Source organism: Sphingomonas sp. CL5.1 (genome assembly GCF_013344685.1).
Classification (GTDB): domain Bacteria; phylum Pseudomonadota; class Alphaproteobacteria; order Sphingomonadales; family Sphingomonadaceae; genus Sphingomonas.
The window spans coordinates 571,441-591,311 of sequence record NZ_CP050137.1 but is presented as its reverse complement, the minus strand read 5'-3'; the positions used below and the strand labels follow the sequence as shown (position 1 = coordinate 591,311).

At 65.0% G+C, this 19,871-nt stretch carries 19 protein-coding genes; 5 read left to right on the top strand and 14 right to left on the bottom strand.

From position 1 onward, the window contains the following. Positions 1-19 precede the first annotated feature (19 nt). A complete protein-coding gene (thrS, locus tag F9288_RS02930; RefSeq protein WP_174835184.1) occupies positions 20-2,014 on the bottom strand; it encodes a threonine--tRNA ligase in 1,995 nt (664 codons plus the stop codon). A 326-nt stretch (positions 2,015-2,340) separates the two neighbouring features. Next, a complete protein-coding gene (locus tag F9288_RS02925) occupies positions 2,341-2,721 on the bottom strand; it encodes a glycine zipper 2TM domain-containing protein (protein ID WP_174835183.1) in 381 nt (126 codons plus the stop codon). Between the two features lie 134 nt (positions 2,722-2,855). Here F9288_RS02925 and F9288_RS02920 point away from each other — a divergent pair, with 134 nt between their 5' ends. Next, entirely contained in the window at positions 2,856-3,821 is a 966-nt protein-coding gene (locus F9288_RS02920; protein WP_174835182.1) for an esterase-like activity of phytase family protein, read from the top strand. Positions 3,822-3,898: 77 nt separating this feature from the next. Here the strand turns inward: F9288_RS02920 and rpmB are convergent, their stop codons facing one another. Continuing rightward, positions 3,899-4,192, bottom strand: a complete 294-nt coding sequence (gene rpmB, locus F9288_RS02915) for a 50S ribosomal protein L28 (RefSeq protein WP_174835181.1) — start codon at positions 4,190-4,192, stop codon at positions 3,899-3,901. Positions 4,193-4,331: 139 nt separating this feature from the next. Here rpmB and F9288_RS02910 point away from each other — a divergent pair, with 139 nt between their 5' ends. After that, positions 4,332-4,571, top strand: coding sequence for a hypothetical protein (locus F9288_RS02910; RefSeq protein ID WP_174835180.1), 240 nt, complete (start codon positions 4,332-4,334; stop codon positions 4,569-4,571). A gap of 59 nt (positions 4,572-4,630) precedes the next feature. Beyond that, positions 4,631-5,059: a nucleoside deaminase gene (locus F9288_RS02905; RefSeq protein ID WP_174838799.1), complete on the top strand. Its 429-nt coding sequence runs from the start codon at positions 4,631-4,633 to the stop codon at positions 5,057-5,059. Here F9288_RS02905 and F9288_RS02900 read toward each other — a convergent pair. Genes F9288_RS02900 through F9288_RS02875 form a run of 6 tightly spaced genes read right to left on the bottom strand, consistent with a single transcriptional unit; the run spans position 5,056 to position 11,104 of the window. Next, the gene (locus F9288_RS02900) at positions 5,056-5,508 is read right to left on the bottom strand and encodes a MaoC family dehydratase (protein WP_174838797.1); all 453 of its coding nucleotides are present in this window, start codon (positions 5,506-5,508) and stop codon (positions 5,056-5,058) included. The two genes, F9288_RS02905 and F9288_RS02900, sit on opposite strands and share 4 nt — an antisense overlap. Continuing rightward, positions 5,508-5,978 carry a GNAT family N-acetyltransferase gene (locus tag F9288_RS02895; RefSeq protein WP_254621050.1) on the bottom strand — a complete coding sequence of 157 codons (471 nt, stop codon included), beginning with the start codon at positions 5,976-5,978 and terminating at the stop codon, positions 5,508-5,510. Before F9288_RS02895 ends, F9288_RS02900 begins: the two co-directional genes overlap by 1 nt. Beyond that, positions 5,975-7,906 carry an acetyl/propionyl/methylcrotonyl-CoA carboxylase subunit alpha gene (locus tag F9288_RS02890; protein WP_174835179.1) on the bottom strand — a complete coding sequence of 644 codons (1,932 nt, stop codon included), beginning with the start codon at positions 7,904-7,906 and terminating at the stop codon, positions 5,975-5,977. Before F9288_RS02890 ends, F9288_RS02895 begins: the two co-directional genes overlap by 4 nt. Continuing rightward, positions 7,903-8,379 carry a nuclear transport factor 2 family protein gene (locus tag F9288_RS02885; protein WP_254621049.1) on the bottom strand — a complete coding sequence of 159 codons (477 nt, stop codon included), beginning with the start codon at positions 8,377-8,379 and terminating at the stop codon, positions 7,903-7,905. Before F9288_RS02885 ends, F9288_RS02890 begins: the two co-directional genes overlap by 4 nt. An 11-nt stretch (positions 8,380-8,390) precedes the next feature. After that, complete coding sequence (locus F9288_RS02880) at positions 8,391-9,992, bottom strand: carboxyl transferase domain-containing protein (RefSeq protein WP_174835177.1); 1,602 nt, start codon at positions 9,990-9,992, stop codon at positions 8,391-8,393. Beyond that, positions 9,989-11,104: an isovaleryl-CoA dehydrogenase gene (locus tag F9288_RS02875; RefSeq protein ID WP_254621174.1), complete on the bottom strand. Its 1,116-nt coding sequence runs from the start codon at positions 11,102-11,104 to the stop codon at positions 9,989-9,991. The genes F9288_RS02880 and F9288_RS02875 overlap by 4 nt, the downstream gene beginning before the upstream one ends. A 131-nt stretch (positions 11,105-11,235) precedes the next feature. Here F9288_RS02875 and F9288_RS02870 point away from each other — a divergent pair, with 131 nt between their 5' ends. Further along, positions 11,236-12,078: a LysR family transcriptional regulator gene (locus tag F9288_RS02870; RefSeq protein ID WP_174835175.1), complete on the top strand. Its 843-nt coding sequence runs from the start codon at positions 11,236-11,238 to the stop codon at positions 12,076-12,078. Between the two features lie 27 nt (positions 12,079-12,105). Here F9288_RS02870 and F9288_RS02865 read toward each other — a convergent pair whose 3' ends face one another. Beyond that, positions 12,106-12,792: an OmpA family protein gene (locus F9288_RS02865; protein WP_174835174.1), complete on the bottom strand. Its 687-nt coding sequence runs from the start codon at positions 12,790-12,792 to the stop codon at positions 12,106-12,108. Between the two features lie 129 nt (positions 12,793-12,921). Between F9288_RS02865 and F9288_RS02860 the strand changes: the two genes are divergently transcribed. Further along, entirely contained in the window at positions 12,922-14,217 is a 1,296-nt protein-coding gene (locus F9288_RS02860) for a hemolysin family protein (RefSeq protein ID WP_174835173.1), read from the top strand. Positions 14,218-14,933: 716 nt separating this feature from the next. On the opposite strand, the gene F9288_RS02855 is transcribed toward F9288_RS02860, so the two are convergent. The 4 genes from F9288_RS02855 to F9288_RS21905 all read right to left on the bottom strand — a co-directional run bounded on the left by F9288_RS02855 (position 14,934) and on the right by F9288_RS21905 (position 19,809). Then, positions 14,934-15,884, bottom strand: a complete 951-nt coding sequence (locus F9288_RS02855; RefSeq protein WP_174835172.1) for a hypothetical protein — start codon at positions 15,882-15,884, stop codon at positions 14,934-14,936. Between the two features lie 192 nt (positions 15,885-16,076). Further along, positions 16,077-18,869 (bottom strand): hypothetical protein, encoded by a 2,793-nt coding sequence (locus F9288_RS02850; RefSeq protein ID WP_174835171.1) that lies wholly within the window; start codon positions 18,867-18,869, stop codon positions 16,077-16,079. After that, complete coding sequence (locus F9288_RS02845; RefSeq protein ID WP_174835170.1) at positions 18,866-19,228, bottom strand: hypothetical protein; 363 nt, start codon at positions 19,226-19,228, stop codon at positions 18,866-18,868. Before F9288_RS02845 ends, F9288_RS02850 begins: the two co-directional genes overlap by 4 nt. Positions 19,229-19,239: 11 nt before the next feature. Then, positions 19,240-19,809, bottom strand: a complete 570-nt coding sequence (locus F9288_RS21905) for a hypothetical protein (RefSeq protein ID WP_217482580.1) — start codon at positions 19,807-19,809, stop codon at positions 19,240-19,242. Positions 19,810-19,871: the final 62 nt, after the last annotated feature.

Below are 19,871 nucleotides of genomic sequence, written 5' to 3'. Positions count from 1 at the left end.
TCACGACGGACACGAAATGTCAGGCGAGATCGGGCGCGGTCGCCTCGCGTTGCAGCCGCTCGATCGCCGCCGCGAGCGTCAGCACCTCCTGCTTCGCGCCCTCGCCCAGCGGACGCAGCGCGACGGTGCCCTCATCCGCCTCGCGCTTGCCGACCACCAGCAGGTTGGGCACTTTCGCCAGGCTGTGCTCGCGCACCTTGTAGTTGATCTTCTCGTTGCGCAGATCGGTCTCGACGCGCAGCCCGGCCTTGCGCAGCTCGGCGGCGACCTGCACGGCATAATCATCGGCGTCGGAGACGATCGTCGCCACCACCGCCTGCACCGGCGCGAGCCACAGCGGCAGCTTGCCGGCGAAATGCTCGACGAGGATGCCGATGAAGCGTTCATAGGAACCGAAGATCGCGCGATGCAGCATCACCGGGCGGTGGCGCTGGCCGTCCTCGGCGATGTAGCTCGCGTCGAGCCGCTCGGGCAGCACGCGGTCCGACTGGATCGTGCCGACCTGCCACGTCCGCCCGATCGCGTCGGTCAGATGCCATTCGAGCTTCGGCGCGTAGAAGGCGCCCTCGCCGGGCATTTCCTCCCAGCCATATTCGGGCGTGTTGAGCCCGGCGGCGGCGACCGCGTCGCGTAGCTCGTTCTCCGCCATGTCCCACATCTCGTCGCTGCCGAAGCGCTTCTCCGGGCGCAACGCGAGCTTGATCGAATAGGGGAAGCCGAAATCCTTGTAGATGCGGTCGGCGAGGTTGCAGAACGCCTGCACCTCGTCGACGATCTGATCCTCGCGGCAGAAGATGTGCGCGTCGTCCTGCGTGAACTGGCGCACGCGCATCAGCCCGTGTAGCGCGCCGTGCGGCTCGTTGCGGTGGCAGCAGCCGTTCTCGTAGAGGCGCAGGGGCAGGTCGCGGTACGATTTGATCCCCTGGCGGAAGATCAGGACGTGCGCCGGGCAGTTCATCGGCTTGAGCGCCATCCATTCGGCCTTGTCCGAGACGATCGGGCCTTCGTCCTCGGTGTTCGGCACTTCGTCGGGGATGACGAACATGTTCTCGCGATATTTGCCCCAATGGCCGGACGCCTCCCACTGGCGCGCGTCCATCACCTGCGGCGTCTTCACCTCGCGATAGCCCGCGCCGTCGATCGCCCGGCGCATGTACGCCTCCAGCTCACGCCAGATGATATAGCCCTTGGGGTGCCAGAAGACGCTGCCGTGCGCCTCGGCCTGGAGGTGGAACAGGTCCATCTCCTGCCCGAGCTTGCGGTGATCGCGCTTCGCGGCCTCCTCCAGCCGGAACAGATGCCGGTCGAGCTGCTTCTTGTTGAGCCAGCCGGTGCCGTAGATGCGGCTGAGCATCGCGTTGTTCTGGTCGCCGCGCCAGTAGGCGCCCGACACCCGCGTCAGCTTGAACGCCTGCGGGTCGAGCTTGCCCGTCGAGGGCAGATGCGGCCCACGGCACATGTCCAGCCAGTCGTCACCGGACCAATAGACCGTCAGCTCCTCGTCGCCGGGCAGCTCGGCGGCCCATTCCGCCTTGAACGTCTCCCCCTGCTGCTTCCAGCGGCTGATGAGCTGCTCGCGCGTCCATGCCTCGCGGCGCAGCGGCTTGTCGGCGCGGATGATCGCGCGCATCCGCTCCTCGATCGCGGGCAGGTCCTCCTCGGTGAAGGGGCGGTCCCTGGGCGCGAAGTCGTAATAGAAGCCGTCGTCCGTCGCCGGGCCGAAGGTGATCTGCGTGCCGGGGAACAGTTCCTGCACCGCCTCGGCCAGCACATGCGCGTAATCGTGGCGCGCCAGCTCCAGCGCATCCGCCTCGTCGCGCGCGGTGACGAGCGCGAGGCGGGCGTCATGCTCGATCGGGCGGTTGAGGTCGCGCAGCTCGCCGTCGACCCGCGCGGCGAGCGCCGCCTTCGCCAGCCCCGGCCCGATCGCGGCGGCGACGTCCGCCGGCGTGGTGCCGAGCGGCATCGCGCGCACCGAGCCGTCGGGCAGCGAGATCGAGATCATGTCGTTCATGTAAAGGCGTGTCCTGTCGTTCCGGCGCGCTTATGCACATCGGGGCGCCCGTGGGAAAGCGGCGGGAAACGGGGAGGCCGGGCGGCTTGTCCTCCCCGTTTCCGGGAAGGCGCCTGATCGCGGGTCAGCCGACGCGCGACAGGCCCCCCGGAAATCCGGGGGTGGTGCTAGTCTGCGAAGATCGCGGCGCACGGCTCATGCGGCGGGATATAACGCGCCGCGCCGGAAACGACAACGGGCCCGCCTCCGGGGGGAGACGGGCCCGCGCCCTCGCTACGCTACCGGAGGGAAGCCTCGCTACGCTACAGGAGGAAAGCCGTGGCCGCTCAGCGGCAGTAACCGGGGTTGCCCGACTTATCGATCGCCCGGCCCGCCAGCGCGCCGGCGACGCCGCCGATCAGCGTGCCGCCCAGCCGATCGCCGCGCGTGTCCACCGTGCGGCCGAGCAGCCCGCCGGCAATCGCGCCGATCACCGTGCCGGTGCCGCCGTTCGAGCAACGCCGGTCACGGTAATAATAGCGGTTGTCGTAGCGGCGCGCGTTGTAACCGCGATCATAGTTGGAACCGCGATCGTAATAGCCGCGATCGTAATAACCGCCATTGTTGTAGCCGTTGCCGTAATAGCGCTGGGCCTCGGCGGCGGTGGGGGCGACCGCGGCCGCGCCGATGGACAAGGCAACGGCGGCCAGGGAAAGGTTCTTGAACATCTTCGTCTCCCGTCGAATTCCGGTCGAAGGCGGGGTTCCACTTCCGACGAGAGACGGTTTGCCCGATTCGTCGCGAACCGATCCTGAATGCGCCCGTTATCGACCGTTCAGGGTTCGCGCGGCTATCGGGAGGAATGCGCCATCCGCTATTGCTCTCCGTCGCCGCCGCGCTGTTGCTGGTTCCCGGGTTCGCCGGGATCGATCCGCTGGTGCGGCTGGCGCCGGGCGCGGTGGTGCGTCTCGATCGCTATGTTCCCGACGGCGGCTGGCCGGCGCGGATCGGGCGGCTGGAACCGGTCGCGGTGGTGACGATCGACAGCGCCGCGCCGGGCTTCGGCGGCTTTTCCGCGCTGGCGCTGACGGACGGGCGCGCCACGCTGCTGAGCGACGCGGGCAACTGGCTGCGGCTGCGCATCGCCGGCGGGCGCGTCGTGTCGAGCGAGACGGGCGCGCTCGGCGCCGGGCCGGGGCGGGGCTGGACCAAGGAGGATCGCGACAGCGAATCGCTTGCGATCGATCCGGCGAGCGGGCGGGCGTGGGTCGGTTTCGAGCGCGCCAATGCGATCTGGCGCTACGACCCATCGCTGCGGCGCGGCGAGGCGCAGCGCGCGCCGGGCGAGATGGCGGACTGGTGGGGCAACAGCGGCCCCGAATCGCTCGCGCGCCTGCCCGACGGACGTTTCGTGGTGATAGCCGAGCGCGGGCGCAAGGCCGGGCCGCTGCGCCCGGCGCTGCTGTTCTCCGGCGATCCGGCGGAGGCGGCGACGCGCGTCGTCCGCTTTGCCTATCGCCCGCCCGCCGGTTACGATCCCAGCGACGCGGCGGCGCTGCCCTCGGGCGACCTGATCGTGCTCAACCGCCGGCATCTCGGCTGGCTGCGCTTCTCCGCCAAGCTGGTGGTGGTGCCCCGCGCGGCGATTCGCGCCGGCGCGACGGTGGCGGGGCGGGAGATCGCGACGCTCGGGCCGCCGCTCGTCAGCGAGAATTGCGAGGGGCTGGCCGTCACGCACGAGAATGGCGCGACGATGCTGTGGCTGACCACCGACAACGACCAGATGCTGCTGCGGCGCAGCTATCTCATGAAATTCTGGCTGCGCTGAGCGCGGCAAACGTCGAGCGGCCCGCCCTCCATCGGGAGAGCGGGCCGCTCGATTCGGCACCGATTCGCCGGAAAGCGTTACGCCGCGACGGCGGCGCGCTTCTTGACGATCTCGCGCTTCAGGCGGCGGGCGCGCAGCGACAGCTTCTCGTCGCTAGTCTTGACCAGCCAGTTGTCGAGGCCGCCGTTATGCTCGACCGAACGCAGCCCGTGGGTCGAGACGCGCAGGCGCACGCTCTTCTCCAGCGAGTCTGAGATCAGCGTGACGTTCTGCAGGTTCGGCAGGAACGTGCGCTTGGTCTTGTTGTTGGCGTGGGAAACGTTGTTCCCCACCTGCCGGCCCTTGCCGGTCAGCTCGCAGATGCGCGACATGATCTAATCCTGAATTTCGGTTGCCCGGAAAGAGCGCGCCCCTAGCCCGAAGGCGGGATTTCGTCAACCCGATGGTGTGAAACTTCCCACCCCGCCCTTGCGTTGTTCCATCGGCGAATCGATACGGGAGAGCAAGTCCATGCGCGTCATCCTCGTGCTGCTTGGCATTGCCGCGCTGGTCGCGCTGGCGGGGATCATGACCGGTTTCATCAACATCGACCAGACGCGCACCGCGCAGCTTCCGCATCTGGAAGGCGGGCAGGCGCCGAAATTCCGTGCGGATGTGGGCCGAATCGATGTCGGTACGGAGAAGAAGACGATCGACGTGCCTCATGTGACGGTGCAGAAGCCCGCGGATAATTCCGCCGCCCCGCAATAGGCTGGCCTCGCTTCGCGCCGGGCTGTAGGCGGGCGGGGATGTTTCCGCTCCCAGGTCCGATGCGCGCCGCGCTCGACGCCGCCGCCGCCGCCGCGCGCGACGGCGAGGTGCCGGTGGGCGCGGTGGTGATTCGCGACGGTGAGATGATCGCGACGGCCGCCAACGCGCCGCGCCGGCTCCGTGACCCGACCGCCCACGCCGAGATGCTGGCGATTCGCGCGGCGGCCGAGGCGCTGGGCCGCGATCGGCTGGAGGATTGCGACCTGTGGGTGACGCTGGAGCCGTGCGCGATGTGCGCCGGCGCGATCGCCCACGCCCGCATCGCGCGGCTCTATTACGGCGCCCCGGACCCGAAGGGGGGCGCCGTGGAGCATGGTCCGCGCTTCTTCACCCAGCCGACCTGCCACCATCGGCCGGAGGTGTTCTCCGGCATCGGCGAGGGGGAAGCGGGGGAGTTACTGAGGGATTTCTTCGCGGCGCGGCGTTAGGCCGCCCGCCGCTTCAGCAGCGCCGACCGCTCGCACTGGCACACCACCTCGCCGCGCTGGTTGATGAGCTGGTGGGTGAAGGTGACGATCCCCGCGTCGGGCCGCGACCTGCTCTCGCGCAAACCGGTCACCTCGCTGGTCGCGCGCGTCGTGTCGCCGATGAACACGGGCTTCGGCATGACGAGCTTGTCGTAGCCGAGGTTCGCCACCAGCGTCCCCAGCGTCGTGTCGCCGACCGACAGCCCCACCATCAGCGCGAAGGTGAAGGTGCCGTTGACGAGGATCTGCCCGAACTCGCTCGCCTTCGCCGCCTCCAGATCGAGGTGCAAGGGCTGTGGATTGTGCGTCATGGTGGAGAACAGGAGGTTGTCCGTCTCGGTCACGGTGCGGCGGATCTCATGTTCGATCCGGTCGCCAATCTGCCATTCGTCGAACCAGCGCCCGGCCATCATCGTCCTCCGTCGAAATGCAGCTTGAACCCGGCGTGCGACTTCTCCCAGCCGAGCCGTTCGTAGAAGCGATGCGCATCGATGCGGGTGAGCTTCGAGGTGAGCTGCACCATGCGGCATCCGCGCGCCCGGCAGCGCTCGACCGCCCAGTCGACCAGCCGCGCGCCGAGGCCCTGCCCGCGCAGGTCGCTGGCGATGCGCACCGCCTCGATCTGCCCGCGCCACGCGCCCCTGAACGACAGGCCGGGGAGGTAGCTGAGCTGGAGCGTGCCGACGACCTTCCCATCGAGATCGGCGACGATCAGCTCCTGATTCGGGTCGCGCGCGATCGCCTCGAACGCCGCGAGATAGCCGGGATCGAGCGGCAGCGAGGCATCCTCGCGCCGCGCGCCGTTCACGTCGTCCGCCAGCATCGCGATGATCGCGGGCAGGTCCGCTGCGGCGGCGGCGCGGAAGACGAGGCCGCTCACCCCTCCGCCCGCTCGATCCGCGCGAGCAGCGCGCCCTCGCTCACCTGACCGCCCGTGGCGGCATTCAGTTCCGCCACGATGCCGTCGAAGGGGGCGACGAGCGAATGCTCCATCTTCATCGCTTCGAGCGTGAGCAGTTTCTGGCCCTTGGAAACGCTGTCGCCCGCCGCGACCTCCACCGCGATCACGCGCCCCGGCATGGGGGAGAGGATCGCGCCGTCGGCTGTTGCGCCGGATGCCGCACCGGATGTGCGTGGCGGAGCGGCAAGGAATGAGAGGCCATCATCATTGACTGCGATACCGTCCCCGACAGGTTCCGCCACCACGGGTGCCCGCCGCCAATCGATCGGCAATTGCACCAAATGGGTCCGGCCATCGACGTTTACTGCCGTGTGCAGGCTTGGCGCGGCGTTCATGCGGAATCCGATCTCCGCGCGCCACGGATCGGGTTGTGGCGCGGCCAGCAGATCATGGTCCCAGAACGATAGGGTGGTCGGCTCGCCGTAATATTCCTGCACAAGCAATGCGGCCGCGGCCTGCTTTAACATGTCGTCAGTGGGGTCCGCCGGAGGGAGCAAGGAATCGCCCTTGGCTGCGATGAACCCGGTGTCGATTCGGCCGGCGCGGAAATCTTCATCGTCCAATGCACGCCACAGGAAGGGTGCGTTGGTTTTTACCGGGAAGATGTCGGTTGCTGCGCAGGCCTGTGCAAGCGACTCGCATGCTTCAATTCGCGTCGCCTGATGCGTGATGAGCTTGGCGATCATCGGATCGTAGAATCCAGTGATTTCCGCGCCCTCATATACGCCGGTTTCCAGTCGAACATCTGCATGTTCGCGGAAAATCTCCAGCCGCCCGGTGGAGGGCAAAAACCCCTTCGCCGGGTCCTCCGCATAGAGCCGCGCCTCGATCGCCCAGCCGTTGATCGAAAGCTCCTCCTGCCGTTTCGGCAGCGGCTCGCCGCTGGCGACGCGGAGCTGCCATTCGACCAGATCGACGCCGGTGATCTCCTCCGTCACCGGATGCTCGACCTGGAGGCGGGTGTTCATCTCCATGAACCAGATGCGGTCGGCGTTGAGACCCGCGCTCGCGTCGGCGATGAACTCGATCGTGCCCGCGCCGACATAATCCACCGCGCGCGCCGCCTTCACCGCGGCGGCGCAGATCGCCGCGCGGGTGGCTTCGTCCATGCCGGGGGCGGGGGCCTCCTCGATCACCTTCTGGTGGCGGCGCTGGAGCGAGCAATCGCGCTCGAACAGGTGGACGACGTTGCCATGCGCGTCGCCGAACACCTGCACCTCGATATGGCGCGGCGAGAGGATGTATTTCTCCAGCAGCACGCGATCGTCGCCGAACGAGGATGCCGCCTCGCGCTGGCAGGAGAGGAGCGCGTCGGCGAAATCCTCCGCCGCATCGACACGGCGCATCCCCTTGCCGCCGCCGCCCGCGACCGCCTTGATGAGCACGGGATAGCCGATCGCGTCCGCCTCGCGCCTGAGCCGCTCGGGCGACTGGTCCTCGCCGAGATAGCCGGGCGTGGTGGGGACGCCCGCTTCCTGCATCAGCTTCTTGGCGGCGTCCTTCAGGCCCATCGCGCGGATGCTGGCGGGCTTGGGGCCGACCCACACCAGCCCGGCGTCGATCACGCTCTGGGCGAAATCGGCGTTTTCCGAGAGGAAGCCGTAGCCGGGGTGGATCGCCTCCGCCCCGCTGGCCTTCGCCGCCGCGATGATCCGCTCGCCGACCAGATAGCTTTCGCGCGCGGGCGAGGGGCCGATATGCACCGCCTCGTCCGCCTGCCGCACATGCAGCGCGTTCGCGTCGGCGTCGGAATAGACCGCCACCGTGCGCAAGCCCATCGCGCGCGCGGTGCGAATGATGCGGCAGGCGATCTCGCCGCGATTGGCGATCAGAAGGGAGCGGATCATGCGGCGGGGCATCCCGTGGTGCGCTGGGTCCATGTGATGTTGAGGATCTTCCATTGCCCGCCCTCGCGCACGAGATCGAAATGGTTGACGCCGCAATGAGCGACCTTCCCGTCGATCGTGGCGACGTAATCGCTCCAGATCATCGCGATATCGCCGTCGATCTCGACCGCCGGGTTGGTCAGCCGCTCGACGAAGCGCGGGCCGCTGTCCGGTATGCCGCCGACGAACTCGGGCCATGTCATGTGGCGATAGACGCGCGAGCCGTCGGCCTTCTCCACCACCGCCTGCGCCGCTCCGTCCGGGCGGAAGAGGGCGAGCGCCTTCGCCTTGTCGCGCGCGGTGAGCGCGTCGAACAGGCTGTTGGCGACGGCCAGCACGCCCCGTTCCTCGCCCGGCGGGGGCAGCGCGGTGCCCTTCACGATCGGGGCGACGGGGGTGACTTGCAGCAGCAGGGCGAGCAGCGGGGCAATCATGGCCTCTCCCATCACATGCGGAACACGCCGAAGCGCGGGGTTTCGGGGATCGGGGCGTTGAGCGTCGCGGCGAAGGCGAGGCCCAGCACGTCGCGGGTCTGCGCGGGGTCGATGATCCCGTCGTCCCACAATCGCGCGGTGGCGTGCCACGGATTGCCCTGCGCTTCGTAATCGTCGCGGATCGGCTGCTTGAACGCTTCCGCTTCCTCCGGCGTCCATTTCGCGGCGTCGCGGTGGACGGTGGCGAGCACGCTCGCGGCCTGCTCGCCGCCCATCACGCTGATCCGGCTGTTGGGCCAGGTGAACAGGAAGCGCGGGGAATAGGCGCGCCCGCACATGCCGTAATTGCCCGCGCCGAAGCTGCCGCCGATCAGCACGGTGATCTTCGGCACGGTCGCGGTGGCGACGGCGGTGACGAGCTTCGCGCCATGCTTGGCGATCCCCTCTGCCTCATATTTCCCGCCGACCATGAAACCGGAGATGTTCTGGAGGAAGAGCAAGGGGATGCGCCGCTGGCACGCCAGCTCGATGAAATGCGCGCCCTTCACCGCGCTCTCGCTGAACAGCACGCCGTTGTTGGCGAGGATCGCGACCGGCATCCCCCAGATATGCGCGAAGCCGCAGACGAGGCTGGTGCCGTAGAGCGATTTGAACTCGTGGAATTCGCTGCCGTCGACCAGCCGCGCGATCACCTCATGCACGTCATAGGGCGCGCGCACGTCCTGGGGCACGATGCCGTAGAGATCGTCGGCGGCGAATTTCGGCGGGCGCGGGTCGCGCAGGTTGATCGCGGCGGGCGTCTCCGGCTGGAGGGTGGAGACGATATCGCGCACGATCGTCAGTGCATGCTCGTCATTCTCCGCGACATGATCGACCACGCCGGACTTGCGGCCGTGCGTTTCCGCGCCGCCAAGCTCCTCGGCGGAGATTTCCTCGCCCGTCGCCGCCTTCACCAAAGGCGGCCCGGCGAGGAAGATCGTGCCCTGGTTGCGCACGATCACCGTCTCGTCCGACATGGCGGGGACGTAGGCACCGCCCGCCGTGCAGCTTCCCATCACGCAGGCGATCTGCGGAATGCCCCTGGCGGACATGTTCGCCTGATTGAAGAAGATGCGGCCGAAATGCTCGCGATCGGGGAACACCTCGGCCTGATGCGGCAGGTTCGCGCCGCCGGAATCGACAAGGTAGATGCAAGGCAGCCGGTTCTGCTCGGCGATCTCCTGCGCGCGCAGGTGCTTCTTGACGGTTAGCGGGTAATAGGTGCCGCCCTTCACCGTCGCGTCGTTGCATACGATCATGCACTGGCGGCCGGAGACGCGGCCGATCCCGGCGATCATCCCCGCGCCCGGCACCTCGCCTTCGTAGAGGTCGAAGGCGGCGAGCTGGCCGATCTCAAGGAATGGCGAGCCGGGATCGAGCAGCCGCTCGACGCGATCGCGCGGCAGGAGCTTGCCGCGCGATGTGTGGCGCTCGCGGCTCTTCTCGTTGCCGCCTAGCGCCGCCTTCGCCACATCGGCGCGCAACGCCTCGGCGAGCGCGCGGTTGTGCTCGGCATTGGCGCGGAAATCGGCGCTCTCCGCCGACAGCCTGGTGTCGAGGACCGGCGCGCTCACGCCGCGCCCACCAGTTCGCGGCCGACCAGCATCCGGCGGATCTCGTTGGTCCCCGCGCCGATGTCGAGCAGCTTGGCGTCGCGCCAATAGCGTTCGACCGGCCAGTCCTTCGTATAGCCCGCGCCGCCGAGCGCCTGGATCGCCTCGCCCGCCACCTTCACCGCGCTTTCCGAGGCGAGCAGGATCGCGCCCGCCGCGTCGAAGCGCGTGGTGCGCCCGGCGTCGCACGCCTTGGCCACGGCATAGACATAGGAACGTGCCGAATTGAGCGCGACATAAATGTCCGCCACCTTGCCCTGCATGAGCTGGAACGCGCCAATGGGCTTGCCGAACTGCTTCCTCTCGCGGACATAGGGCAACACCACGTCGAGGCACGCCTGCATGATGCCGAGCTGGATGCCGGAGAGCACGACGCGCTCGTAATCGAGGCCGGACATCAGCACGCCGACGCCGCCATTCTCCGGCCCCATGACGTTTTCGTCCGGCACGAAGCAATCGTCGAACACCAGTTCCGCCGTGGGCGAACCGCGCATCCCCATCTTGTCGATCTTCTGGCCGATCGAGAAACCGGGGAAGTCCTTCTCGATCAGGAAGGCGGTGATGCCGCGCGATCCTGCGTCTGGCGTCGATTTGGCATAGACGACCAATGTGTCGGCATAGGTGGCGTTGGTGATCCAGAATTTCGTGCCGTTGAGCCGCCAGCCGCCGTCCACCCTGTCTGCGCGCAGCTTCATCGACACCACGTCCGAACCCGCCGACGCCTCCGACATGGCGAGGCTGCCGACATGCTCGCCGGAGACGAGCTTCGGCAGGTATTTCGCCTTCTGCTCCGGATTGCCCCAGCGGCGGATCTGGTTGACGCACAGGTTGGAGTGCGCGCCATAGCTGAGGCCGATCGAGGCCGAGGCGCGGCTCACCTCCTCGCAGGCGACGACATGCTCGAGATAGCCGAGGCCGAGCCCGCCGAACTCCTCCTCCACCGTGATGCCGTGCAGCCCGAGCGCGCCCATTTCCGGCCACAGGTGGCGCGGGAAGGAATCGTCGCGGTCGATCCCGGCGGCGATCGGGGCGATCCGGTCGCTGGCGAAGCGCCGCGTCGTCTCGCGGATCATATCGGCGGTCTCGCCGAGTGCGTGCAGGTCGTCCACCCTCATTCCTCTCCGCTGGAACCCGCCCCTTGTTTAGCGGGCGCGGGCGCGCGAGGAAAATTGAAAGGCGCGGCGGCATATTATAGATGGCGTCTATGATCGATCGCTATCTGCTGCGCTATTTCCTCGCGGTGATAGATCAGGGCAATTTCTCGCGCGCCGCCGCCGCGTGCAACGTCTCGCAGCCGACGCTCTCCGCCGGGATCGCCAAGCTGGAGGCGTCGCTCGGGCGGCCGCTGTTCACCCGCACCAACCGCCGTGTCGCGCTGACCGAGGCCGGCGCGCGGCTCGTCGCGCGCGCCCGGCGGATCGAGGCGGAGTTCGCGCAGGCCGAGCGCGAGGCGAGCGCGGCGCGGATCGCGGGGCGGCTGCGGCTCGGGGTGCTGACCAGCATGCCGACGCGCTGGATCGCGGATTTCGTCGCCGCCTTGCCGCGCGATTCCGACGAGGTGGAGCTGGTCGAGGGCCGCGAGCGCGAGCTGGTCGACCGGCTCGCGCGCGGGCGGATCGACGCTGCGCTGACGATCCTGCGCGGCAACCCGCGTTTCGCCGCGCGGCCGATCCTCAGCGAACCATATCTGCTTGCGCTGCCGGCGGCGCATCCGCTCGCGGCGCGCGAGGTGCTGGCGGAGGAACTGGTAGATGAGCCGATGATCGTGCGACGCCATTGCGAATTGCTCGGCGAGACGAGCCGCCATTTCACCGCGCGCGGCGTGCGGCCGTTCTTCCCCGCGCGCACCACCAGCGACGACCACGCCCGCGCGCTGATCGCGGCGGGGCTGGGCGTGACGGTCGCGCCGGAATCGTTCGGCGGCGAGGGGGTGGCGATGCGCCCGCTCGCCGAGTTCGATCACGTGCGCGAAGTTGGTGTGATCGCGGCGGACGCCACGCTGCTGGCGCATCCGCTGGTCGAGCGGCTGGCGGATAACGTCGGCTGATAACCGCCATTCCGGCGGACGCTGGGATCAACCGATATCGCTCTGCGCGATCGGCACGATCTTGATCTCCACCCGGCGGTTCTGCGCGCGGCCTTCCTCGGTTTCGTTCGAGGCGATCGGCTGGGTCTTGCCGAAGCCGCGCGTCGCCACCCGCGCCGCCAGCACCCCGCGCGATTCGAGATAGAGCGCCACCGCCGCCGCGCGCCGCTCCGACAGGTTCTGGTTATAGGCGTCGCTGCCGATCGAATCGGTGTGGCCGTACACGTCGATATAGGTGCGGTTGTTCTGCGGATCGGAAAGCACACCGGCCACGTTGTCCAGCGTCTGCTGGAAGCGCGGCTCCACCGTCGCGCTGTTATAGGCGAAGTTCACGCCCGAGGGGATGTTGAGCAGCAGGTCGTCGCCCTGCCGCACAACCTGCACGTCGGTGCCGGCGGTGCGCTGGCGCAGCTCGCGCTCCTGCTTGTCCATATAGGCGCCGATCGCCGCCCCGGCGACTCCGCCCAACCCGGCGCCGACGATCTTCTCGGTCCGGTCGTGCCGCCCGCCGACCAGATCGCCGAGCAGATAGCCGCCCAGCGCACCGCCAATGCCGCCGATCGCCGTCCTGGAAATGCGCTGCTGCCCGGTCTCGGGATCGGTGGTGCAGGCGGCGGTCGTCGCGAGCAGGGCCGCCAGCGCGGTGCCGACGGCGATCTTGGAACGGAAATCCATTATGCTCCCCTTGGGTCAGACCGGCGGGAGAACCCCCACATGCGGCCACTTGTTCCGCCTTCGTGATGAACCGGCGATGACGAGAGCGGTTGTCGTCGGCGCCTTTTGCCGCCAAGAGATGAAGCGATCATGCTACCGCCGTTCCCCTGGTTCGACGTCCTTATCATCCTCGCGCTGGTGGCGCTCAATGGCGTTTTCGCGATGAGCGAGCTGGCGATCGTCTCCGCGCGCAAGGCGCGGCTGGAGGCGATGGCGCGCACGGGCAAGCGCGGCGCGCGCGCGGCCATCGTGCTCGCCGCGGATCCGGGCAAGTTCCTTTCCACCGTTCAGATCGGCATCACGCTGATCGGCGTGCTCGCCGGTGCCTATTCGGGCGCCAGCCTCGGCCACCCCACCGCCGCGCGGCTGGAGGCGTGGGGGCTGGGCCACAATGCGGCGGAGAGCGCCGGCTTCGCTTTGGTGATCGGCCTCACCACCTTCGCCTCGCTGATCGTCGGTGAGCTGGTGCCGAAACAGATCGCGCTGCGCTCGCCGGAACCGATCGCGGCGATGGTGGCCGTCCCGATGACGTGGCTGGCGACGGCGACCAAGCCGATCGTCTGGTTCCTCGATTCGACCAGCGCGCTCGCCTTCCGCCTGCTCGGCCTCGACCGCGAGAGCGAGGACCAGGTGACGGCGGAGGAACTGCACCTGATCGTCGCCGAAGCCTCCAAGTCCGGCGTGATCGAGGAGCATGAGCGCTCGATCATATCCGGCGTGGTGCGGCTGGCCGATCGCCCGGTGCGCGAGGTGATGACGCCGCGCACCGATGTCGACTGGCTCGACGTCGGGCTGGACGATGCCGCGATCCGGGCCGCGCTGCTCGAAACCTCGCACAGCCGGTTGCCGGTGGCGGAAGGCTCGATCGACGCGGTGATCGGCGTGGTGCAGGCGCGCGACATCGCCGCCGCGCTGTTCCGGGGCGAGGCGCTCGATCTCGCCAAGCTGGCGCGCAAGGCGCCGGTGGTGGTGGACCAGATCGATGCGATGGACGCGCTTGACGCGCTGCGCCGCGCCGAGGTGCCGATGGCGCTGATTCACGACGAATACGGCCATTTCGAAGGGATCGTGACGCCCGCCAACCTGCTCGCGGCGATCGCGGGCGAATTCGCATCGGATGCGGACGAGGACGATGGCCCCTCGATCGTCGAGCGGGACGATGGTTCGCTGCTGGTGGCGGGTACGATGGCGGCGGACCTGCTGGCCGAGCGGCTCGGCATCGACCTGCCGGAGGACCGCGACTACGCCACCGCCGCCGGCCTCGCGCTCGCCGTGCTGCGCCGGCTGCCGGCGGAAGGCGAGAGCTTCGTCGAGCAGGGCTGGCGGTTCGAGGTGGTCGATCTCGACGGGCGGCGGATCGATAAATTGCTGGTGAGCCGGGCGTGATCCCGCAAAATTCACGAAGTTCACACGAGTGAATGGCTGGCGGATCGGAGGTCCTGCCGGGGCGGAACGGTTGTTATTGGTGGAAAGCGCTCGGACAGCTTTCAGGCCGGACAAGTCTAGAACCGACGTTCAAGTGCGTCAGATGTCATGCCGCCAGTAAGCTTTCGCCACGAAAGTGAGTTGGAGAAGGCAGGCGGCCATGAAAATGGCACCCGCTATGCGAACCACACGATCGTCAGGATTATCAGACAAGATGTTGTAGCCTACTACCAACCATGCAGGGATGGTAACGATGATGCTCAGCACCTTTACCCAGCAGGGCTGGACCGCCCAAAGAGATCGACTGAGTTCTCGAAATGGGTTCATGTCATACAGGTTATCACCGGAATGGCGCGGCTTCTATCCGACGAGTGCAAGGTGCTCGGATATGATGATAAAGTCGGATATGATGATAAAGGGAGCGTAACCGGCCTCAGGCTCCGGCTTGCAGCCGGCGCGACCCCAACGAAAAACCCCTCCCGTTGCGGGGGGGGGGGGGGGTATAGTGATAGCCACCTATAAATACCTATTCAGCCGCAGCGGGCTATCTATCCCCGATAGTTCTTAAAAGGCGCTTTGGCAAAGAGGATAGTGTCTTCCTTAGTTATAAAAGAGATTTTTCATCTTCGTGTATTTGAATTGCAAAATTCTCACTGAATTGCAGTACTCCCATGATACTAAGTGGCTTCAGTCATATATTGAACATTTTCTACTGTAATTGGAATGCGATGAGAGTCAGAAATATTTCTATTTTCATCTATTTTTAAAAAATAAACCGATGTTATGTGGAACCACCGTTCGCTACCAACTTCACCATACCACACGCCGATCATCAATCCCATGTCATTTATTTCAAGGATGGGATTTTCTTGAATATTTCTAATAAAAATTGTATTCTCACCCAACAACGCGGTATCACCGGGATATACTGGAGCGGCGCCGAAGCCCGTCGTTTCGACGAAGTGACGAAGCCTTTTTTGGACTTCAATCCTGTTAAAACCATTTCTTTTGTCAAAAAAAACGGCGTCAAGGTGGGGGCCAATTGCTGGTCCATTTCCGAAGTTCTTTATTTCTACCTTAAAATGGACGCCGCCCCAACGCTTTCCTATGGTCTCGACTGTGACCGATAATAAACTAACGTCTTGAGGAGTAAACATTTTCAACCAAGGTCGGCTGGCTTCCTTCGCAATTTCATTTGCGGCATGCATCGCCTTGGTTGCTTCACTCGTATCTTCCACCGCTCGCAAGGTTGCGCGCAATGTCTCGCGTACATAGTAAAGTCCGATAATGGTCGCCAGTAACGCAAGAAATGCCACACCACTACCAAGCATTGTACCCCATGCAGCACGCTGCTGCGCGACCAAATCTTGCTCATCTAACTTGTGATCTTCACTCGCTTGTACGATTTCAGAAACACATTTTATCGTAGTAATAAGATTCATCCCGACGCAAGTTCGCCGCGCTTGCTCTTTTGCTGTTTCGATATGAATGGAGGATTCTTGTTGACGCCGTTCAGATTGACGGCCGTTCAGGTCGCCGACGACATAGATTAGTACAAATGTCGCTAAAATAACGAGAACGCAAAAACCCGCCGAAAAATAGCGTTCGTGTGGATTATTTCCTGTCATATCCTATCCGAAATTTGCGACGACTGAACTTGTCTCCGACATTACCAGCGAGTCCATACCAATCATACCGCAGGATCGATACTCTGAACGCTCGTTTCACGCATATACTGAATGCGATGGCCTCTGACGACTTGCCTACGCGCTGAAGAGTGAACCAAGCGCTCCGGTATCGGATGCGGTGCGCAACGCACGTTATAGCGATATTCCGCTATAGATGATTTGGCTATCTCGGGTAATTCCCAGCACAGCCTGCCGTTCCCAATCATTCGATTCCTTCCCGATATGCCGGATGCCGGTAGCATCGATATGTCGCCGCTGCGTCGTGCCCCGGTCGAAATAATCCCCGTTCAGAAACTTGGATTCCGGATGGAGGTGATATTGCGCCAACGCCTCGGCATAAGAACGGAGCGATGAGGGCAGGACGGCTTTGCCGGTTTCCCGATCGAACGCATTGGCCGCCGCCTTGGCGTGATCGCGATCGAATGGCGCGATCGGCTTGGGTTTGCGCACCTTGCACGGTCGGCCACGCGGCCGTTTCGTGACGATGCGTTCCCCGCCAAAATCGAACCGCGCCTGCATGGCGAGCAGGAACCCGAATGGCTTGACCTGATCGCGGGGCTTTCGGTCTGTGTTGTAACCCTTGAACCAGCGCAGCAGATCAGGCGTCGTCGCGGCATATCGACTAATGGCGGGTCCGCTCAATGAGGGATGATAATCCAGCGGCACGCAATCGGGCTGTCCGGCCAGCGCGGCTTTGACGATGCACCACCACAAATCGCTGTGCCATCGTTCCACACCATGCCGCAAAACATCATCGTGCGGCGCGGGGATTTCGGCAGGCGCATCCTCGTTGCCATAAGGCGGTCGTAAATGCCCCAAGCCGTGCACCGACACCTTGCGCATGATCGGCTCGCCATCGGGATCGAGATTGAACAGGGCATAACGTTTCGATGATACCGCCCAGCAATAGAGCGGCTCCAGCGCGTCATCTTCGAGGGCGTGATTCTCATCCTCGATCTTCAGGATCGGCCCGCCAAAGGCATAGGGATTGAGCGGGGTGAACCATTCCACGATTCGGTGCACGTGCCGCACGAACTCATCGCTCGGCATCGCCTCCGGCTTGGCGACCGCCATGCTGTCTGTATCGCAAAGCGCCCATTCCAGTCCGTTGTCGCCGATCAGCCGTTCGCAGATGGCGAGCATCAGTCGCGCCGCGCCGGTAATCAGCGTGGCAAGCAACGGGTGGAAATATGTCCCCGGCATCTCCGCCAGATCGGTCGGAAAGGTGAACGGGTCGCCGGTCGAGTTGAGAACGACGGTTGGCCGCTTGGCGGCGCGCCGCTCGACGTTCGTTTCGACATAGATGCCGTAGCTGGTGGCGTTGGCCGCGATCTTGAGGGCGTTCTGTTCGATATCGAACGCCTCGCGTTCAGTGCCGGTCACAGTTCTCATCCGGGCCTTGATCGACTGCCGCAATTCGATGACTCGTTTGAAGAAATCATCTGCCACCGGATCGACCCTATAATCCGGGTTCCCGCCAATGCTGATCGGGCGCAGGTCGGATTGCACCGGACCCGGCGCGAAAGTCATCGCTTCGAGGATTGTCGGCGCTTTCCCGGTGAGCAGCTTCGATGCGATACAATCGGCCAGCGTGAACCATAGAGGCTGATCCGCGCTGAGGAAGTTGAGGCCGATCGTGGTTTGCGCCTCGCCTTCAAAGGCCGCCCGGATCGGGAAAATGTCGCTGTCCGGCGCTATCCGAACCAGCGTCGCCAGATTGCGCCATGCTCCCTGCGATTGCAGCGCGGTCAGATCGATCGCATCGAGAAAGGCGCGGGTTTCCCGCGTGGTGTCGTGCCATGTCATGCCATCCGCGATGACGAACCGCCAAAGCCCCATCAGCGTGCAGACGGTCGGATACATCGACAGGAAATCGCATAGCATCACCTGTCGCACTTCCCGCCGCTCGCGCACCTCCGATCGGCCACCGAAATAGGCGCTGAGGATATTGGCGATCATCTGTGGCGGAAAATCGGGCTGGTTCCTGCGCCACGGGGTGACCCCCATTTCGCGCAGATAGCCCTTGCCGATACTCGCCTCGCTATAGACCTTCTCGACCGGCGTACCGACAAGGCCGAGCTGGTCGAACCGGCCGCGCAAGGCGCGATAACATTCCCACGTCGCCTGCACGTCGCCCATCGCATAGCGCGCCATTTCATCGGTAACTGGACCGTCGAAAGCATCGAAGTCCTGCTTGGGATGATCGACCTTCAGAAACCGGGATAGCCCGGCGAGGTTAAAGCCACGGGCGAACAGCGCACCAGCGACGGTTTTCACGTCGATGAAGTGACCGCGCCGATCGGAAGTTTTCATACCTCGCTTGCGCTGCCCCCGACTGTCGGGCTGCTTCATAGGCTTGGCAAAGGAAATCCATGCTGCCCGCGCCGACATATGTTTGACCCGGACGTTCGGCCAGAATTTCTGATGCGACAGTTTGAACGTGAACCCGTCACGCATCCCACCGTTATCCGCATCGATCGGCGTGCGGGCGGAACCATGTTTGATCGCAATGCGCGAGATATCGAACGGCAGGTTGAACCCCACGATCGCGGCACGCAATTGCCAGGCACGCTTGAAAAACACCTCGTCCACGAACTCGTCGCGGGTCCGCAGGCATAATCCCTCGCGATCGGCATAAGAGCGCAACGTCGCCAGTTCGTCGGGCGTCACGCCTTCTGGATCATAGATCAGGCCCGCCTCATCGAGCGTATCGCCGTTGTGGAACTGATATGATCCGAACCGCAGCGATTGCGCCGCATCGACGGTGGTTTCGGTGTCGAAGATCAGTGTCCAGTCCGATGCCGGTGCGATCGGGCGCTTGGCCTTCGATGCATGGGGATCGGGCAACGCCTGTATCTTCGGCACCGCATAGGCGCGGAGCGCGATCGACAGCCGATCGGTGACGGGAGGAACGGCCTTGCTCATCGCACCGCCTCCCCGTCCTGCACGCTGCGCTCGATCAGCGTCGTCCCGAACACGGTCAGCGTGTCGATGATCCGCCGCAGCAGGTCGGCTAGACCAAGCAGGAAACGGCCGATCGCTTCAAGCACGGCATCGGCGTTGAGATCAGATACGGGATGGTCCTTCTGATCGTCGCTCACCTTGCGATGGCAGTTCCGGCACAGGATGACGGTGGTGTCGTCACGCTTCTGACCGGCGACGTGGTGCAGTTCCATGCACCGCCAGTCCGGTTCGCCGCACATTCCGCAATAAGGCGTGTTCGTAGCAAGTCTTTCGAGCGCTCGTTGCTTGCGAAGTTCACGCTTCAAATCAACATCCGTCATTTTATTTCCTTTCAAATGATAAGCCGGTAAACGTCATGGAACACCTCGCTCCCGGCATTCGCGAGGCGGTGCAGCTTGTTGGGATCGGTTTCGAGCGGATGGGCTTTGCCCTTCACATCGATCACGGATTTGCCGACGAAGGGCGCGAGCAGATCGATGACGTTACTGCCGACAAATGCCTTCACAGCGTTGAGATGACGGCCGTTCAGCGACGCCTGATCGAAATCGAGCAGCGTTCGTTCGTGAACATCGCCATCGGAAATGACGGCCATGATCCGGAGACGATTGTCGGTGATCCGCAGCGATTTGCCGCGACCGTGGATTTCGACGGTCTCGCGCAGAAAGCGGCGGAAGCGTTCCGGCGCTATATTATATGCCTTCGCGGCGGCGGCCTGATTGCCGGTTTCGCGATACAGTTTGAGCGCGGCCTCGAACCTCTCGCCGCCGATCTTGGCGGCGGACTTGACAGATGATTCCCCCGCCTTCGCGTGGCCGCGAGCCTGCGAACGGGTCAAACCGCGTGCGGCGCCCCTCGCCAAACGACGCTGATACTCTTGCCGATGATCTCGTTTGCGAGCCAAGTGCCGTCTCCGAATCGCTGACGGCAACCAAATAAGGGGGTGGATTCACCCGAATGGCTATT

Bases quoted from the DNA above. Each gene is read 5' to 3' on its own strand.
- thrS (WP_174835184.1), bottom strand. From the start codon at position 2,014: ATGAACGACATGATCTCGATCTCGCTGCCCGACGGCTCGGTGCGCGCG.
- F9288_RS02925 (WP_174835183.1), bottom strand. From the start codon at position 2,721: ATGTTCAAGAACCTTTCCCTGGCCGCCGTTGCCTTGTCCATCGGCGCG.
- F9288_RS02920 (WP_174835182.1), top strand. From the start codon at position 2,856: ATGCGCCATCCGCTATTGCTCTCCGTCGCCGCCGCGCTGTTGCTGGTT.
- rpmB (WP_174835181.1), bottom strand. From the start codon at position 4,192: ATGTCGCGCATCTGCGAGCTGACCGGCAAGGGCCGGCAGGTGGGGAAC.
- F9288_RS02910 (WP_174835180.1), top strand. From the start codon at position 4,332: ATGCGCGTCATCCTCGTGCTGCTTGGCATTGCCGCGCTGGTCGCGCTG.
- F9288_RS02905 (WP_174838799.1), top strand. From the start codon at position 4,631: ATGCGCGCCGCGCTCGACGCCGCCGCCGCCGCCGCGCGCGACGGCGAG.
- F9288_RS02900 (WP_174838797.1), bottom strand. From the start codon at position 5,508: ATGGCCGGGCGCTGGTTCGACGAATGGCAGATTGGCGACCGGATCGAA.
- F9288_RS02890 (WP_174835179.1), bottom strand. From the start codon at position 7,906: ATGATCCGCTCCCTTCTGATCGCCAATCGCGGCGAGATCGCCTGCCGC.
- F9288_RS02885 (WP_254621049.1), bottom strand. From the start codon at position 8,379: ATGATTGCCCCGCTGCTCGCCCTGCTGCTGCAAGTCACCCCCGTCGCC.
- F9288_RS02875 (WP_254621174.1), bottom strand. From the start codon at position 11,104: ATGATCCGCGAGACGACGCGGCGCTTCGCCAGCGACCGGATCGCCCCG.
- F9288_RS02870 (WP_174835175.1), top strand. From the start codon at position 11,236: ATGATCGATCGCTATCTGCTGCGCTATTTCCTCGCGGTGATAGATCAG.
- F9288_RS02865 (WP_174835174.1), bottom strand. From the start codon at position 12,792: ATGGATTTCCGTTCCAAGATCGCCGTCGGCACCGCGCTGGCGGCCCTG.
- F9288_RS02860 (WP_174835173.1), top strand. From the start codon at position 12,922: ATGCTACCGCCGTTCCCCTGGTTCGACGTCCTTATCATCCTCGCGCTG.
- F9288_RS02855 (WP_174835172.1), bottom strand. From the start codon at position 15,884: ATGACAGGAAATAATCCACACGAACGCTATTTTTCGGCGGGTTTTTGC.
- F9288_RS02850 (WP_174835171.1), bottom strand. From the start codon at position 18,869: ATGAGCAAGGCCGTTCCTCCCGTCACCGATCGGCTGTCGATCGCGCTC.
- F9288_RS02845 (WP_174835170.1), bottom strand. From the start codon at position 19,228: ATGACGGATGTTGATTTGAAGCGTGAACTTCGCAAGCAACGAGCGCTC.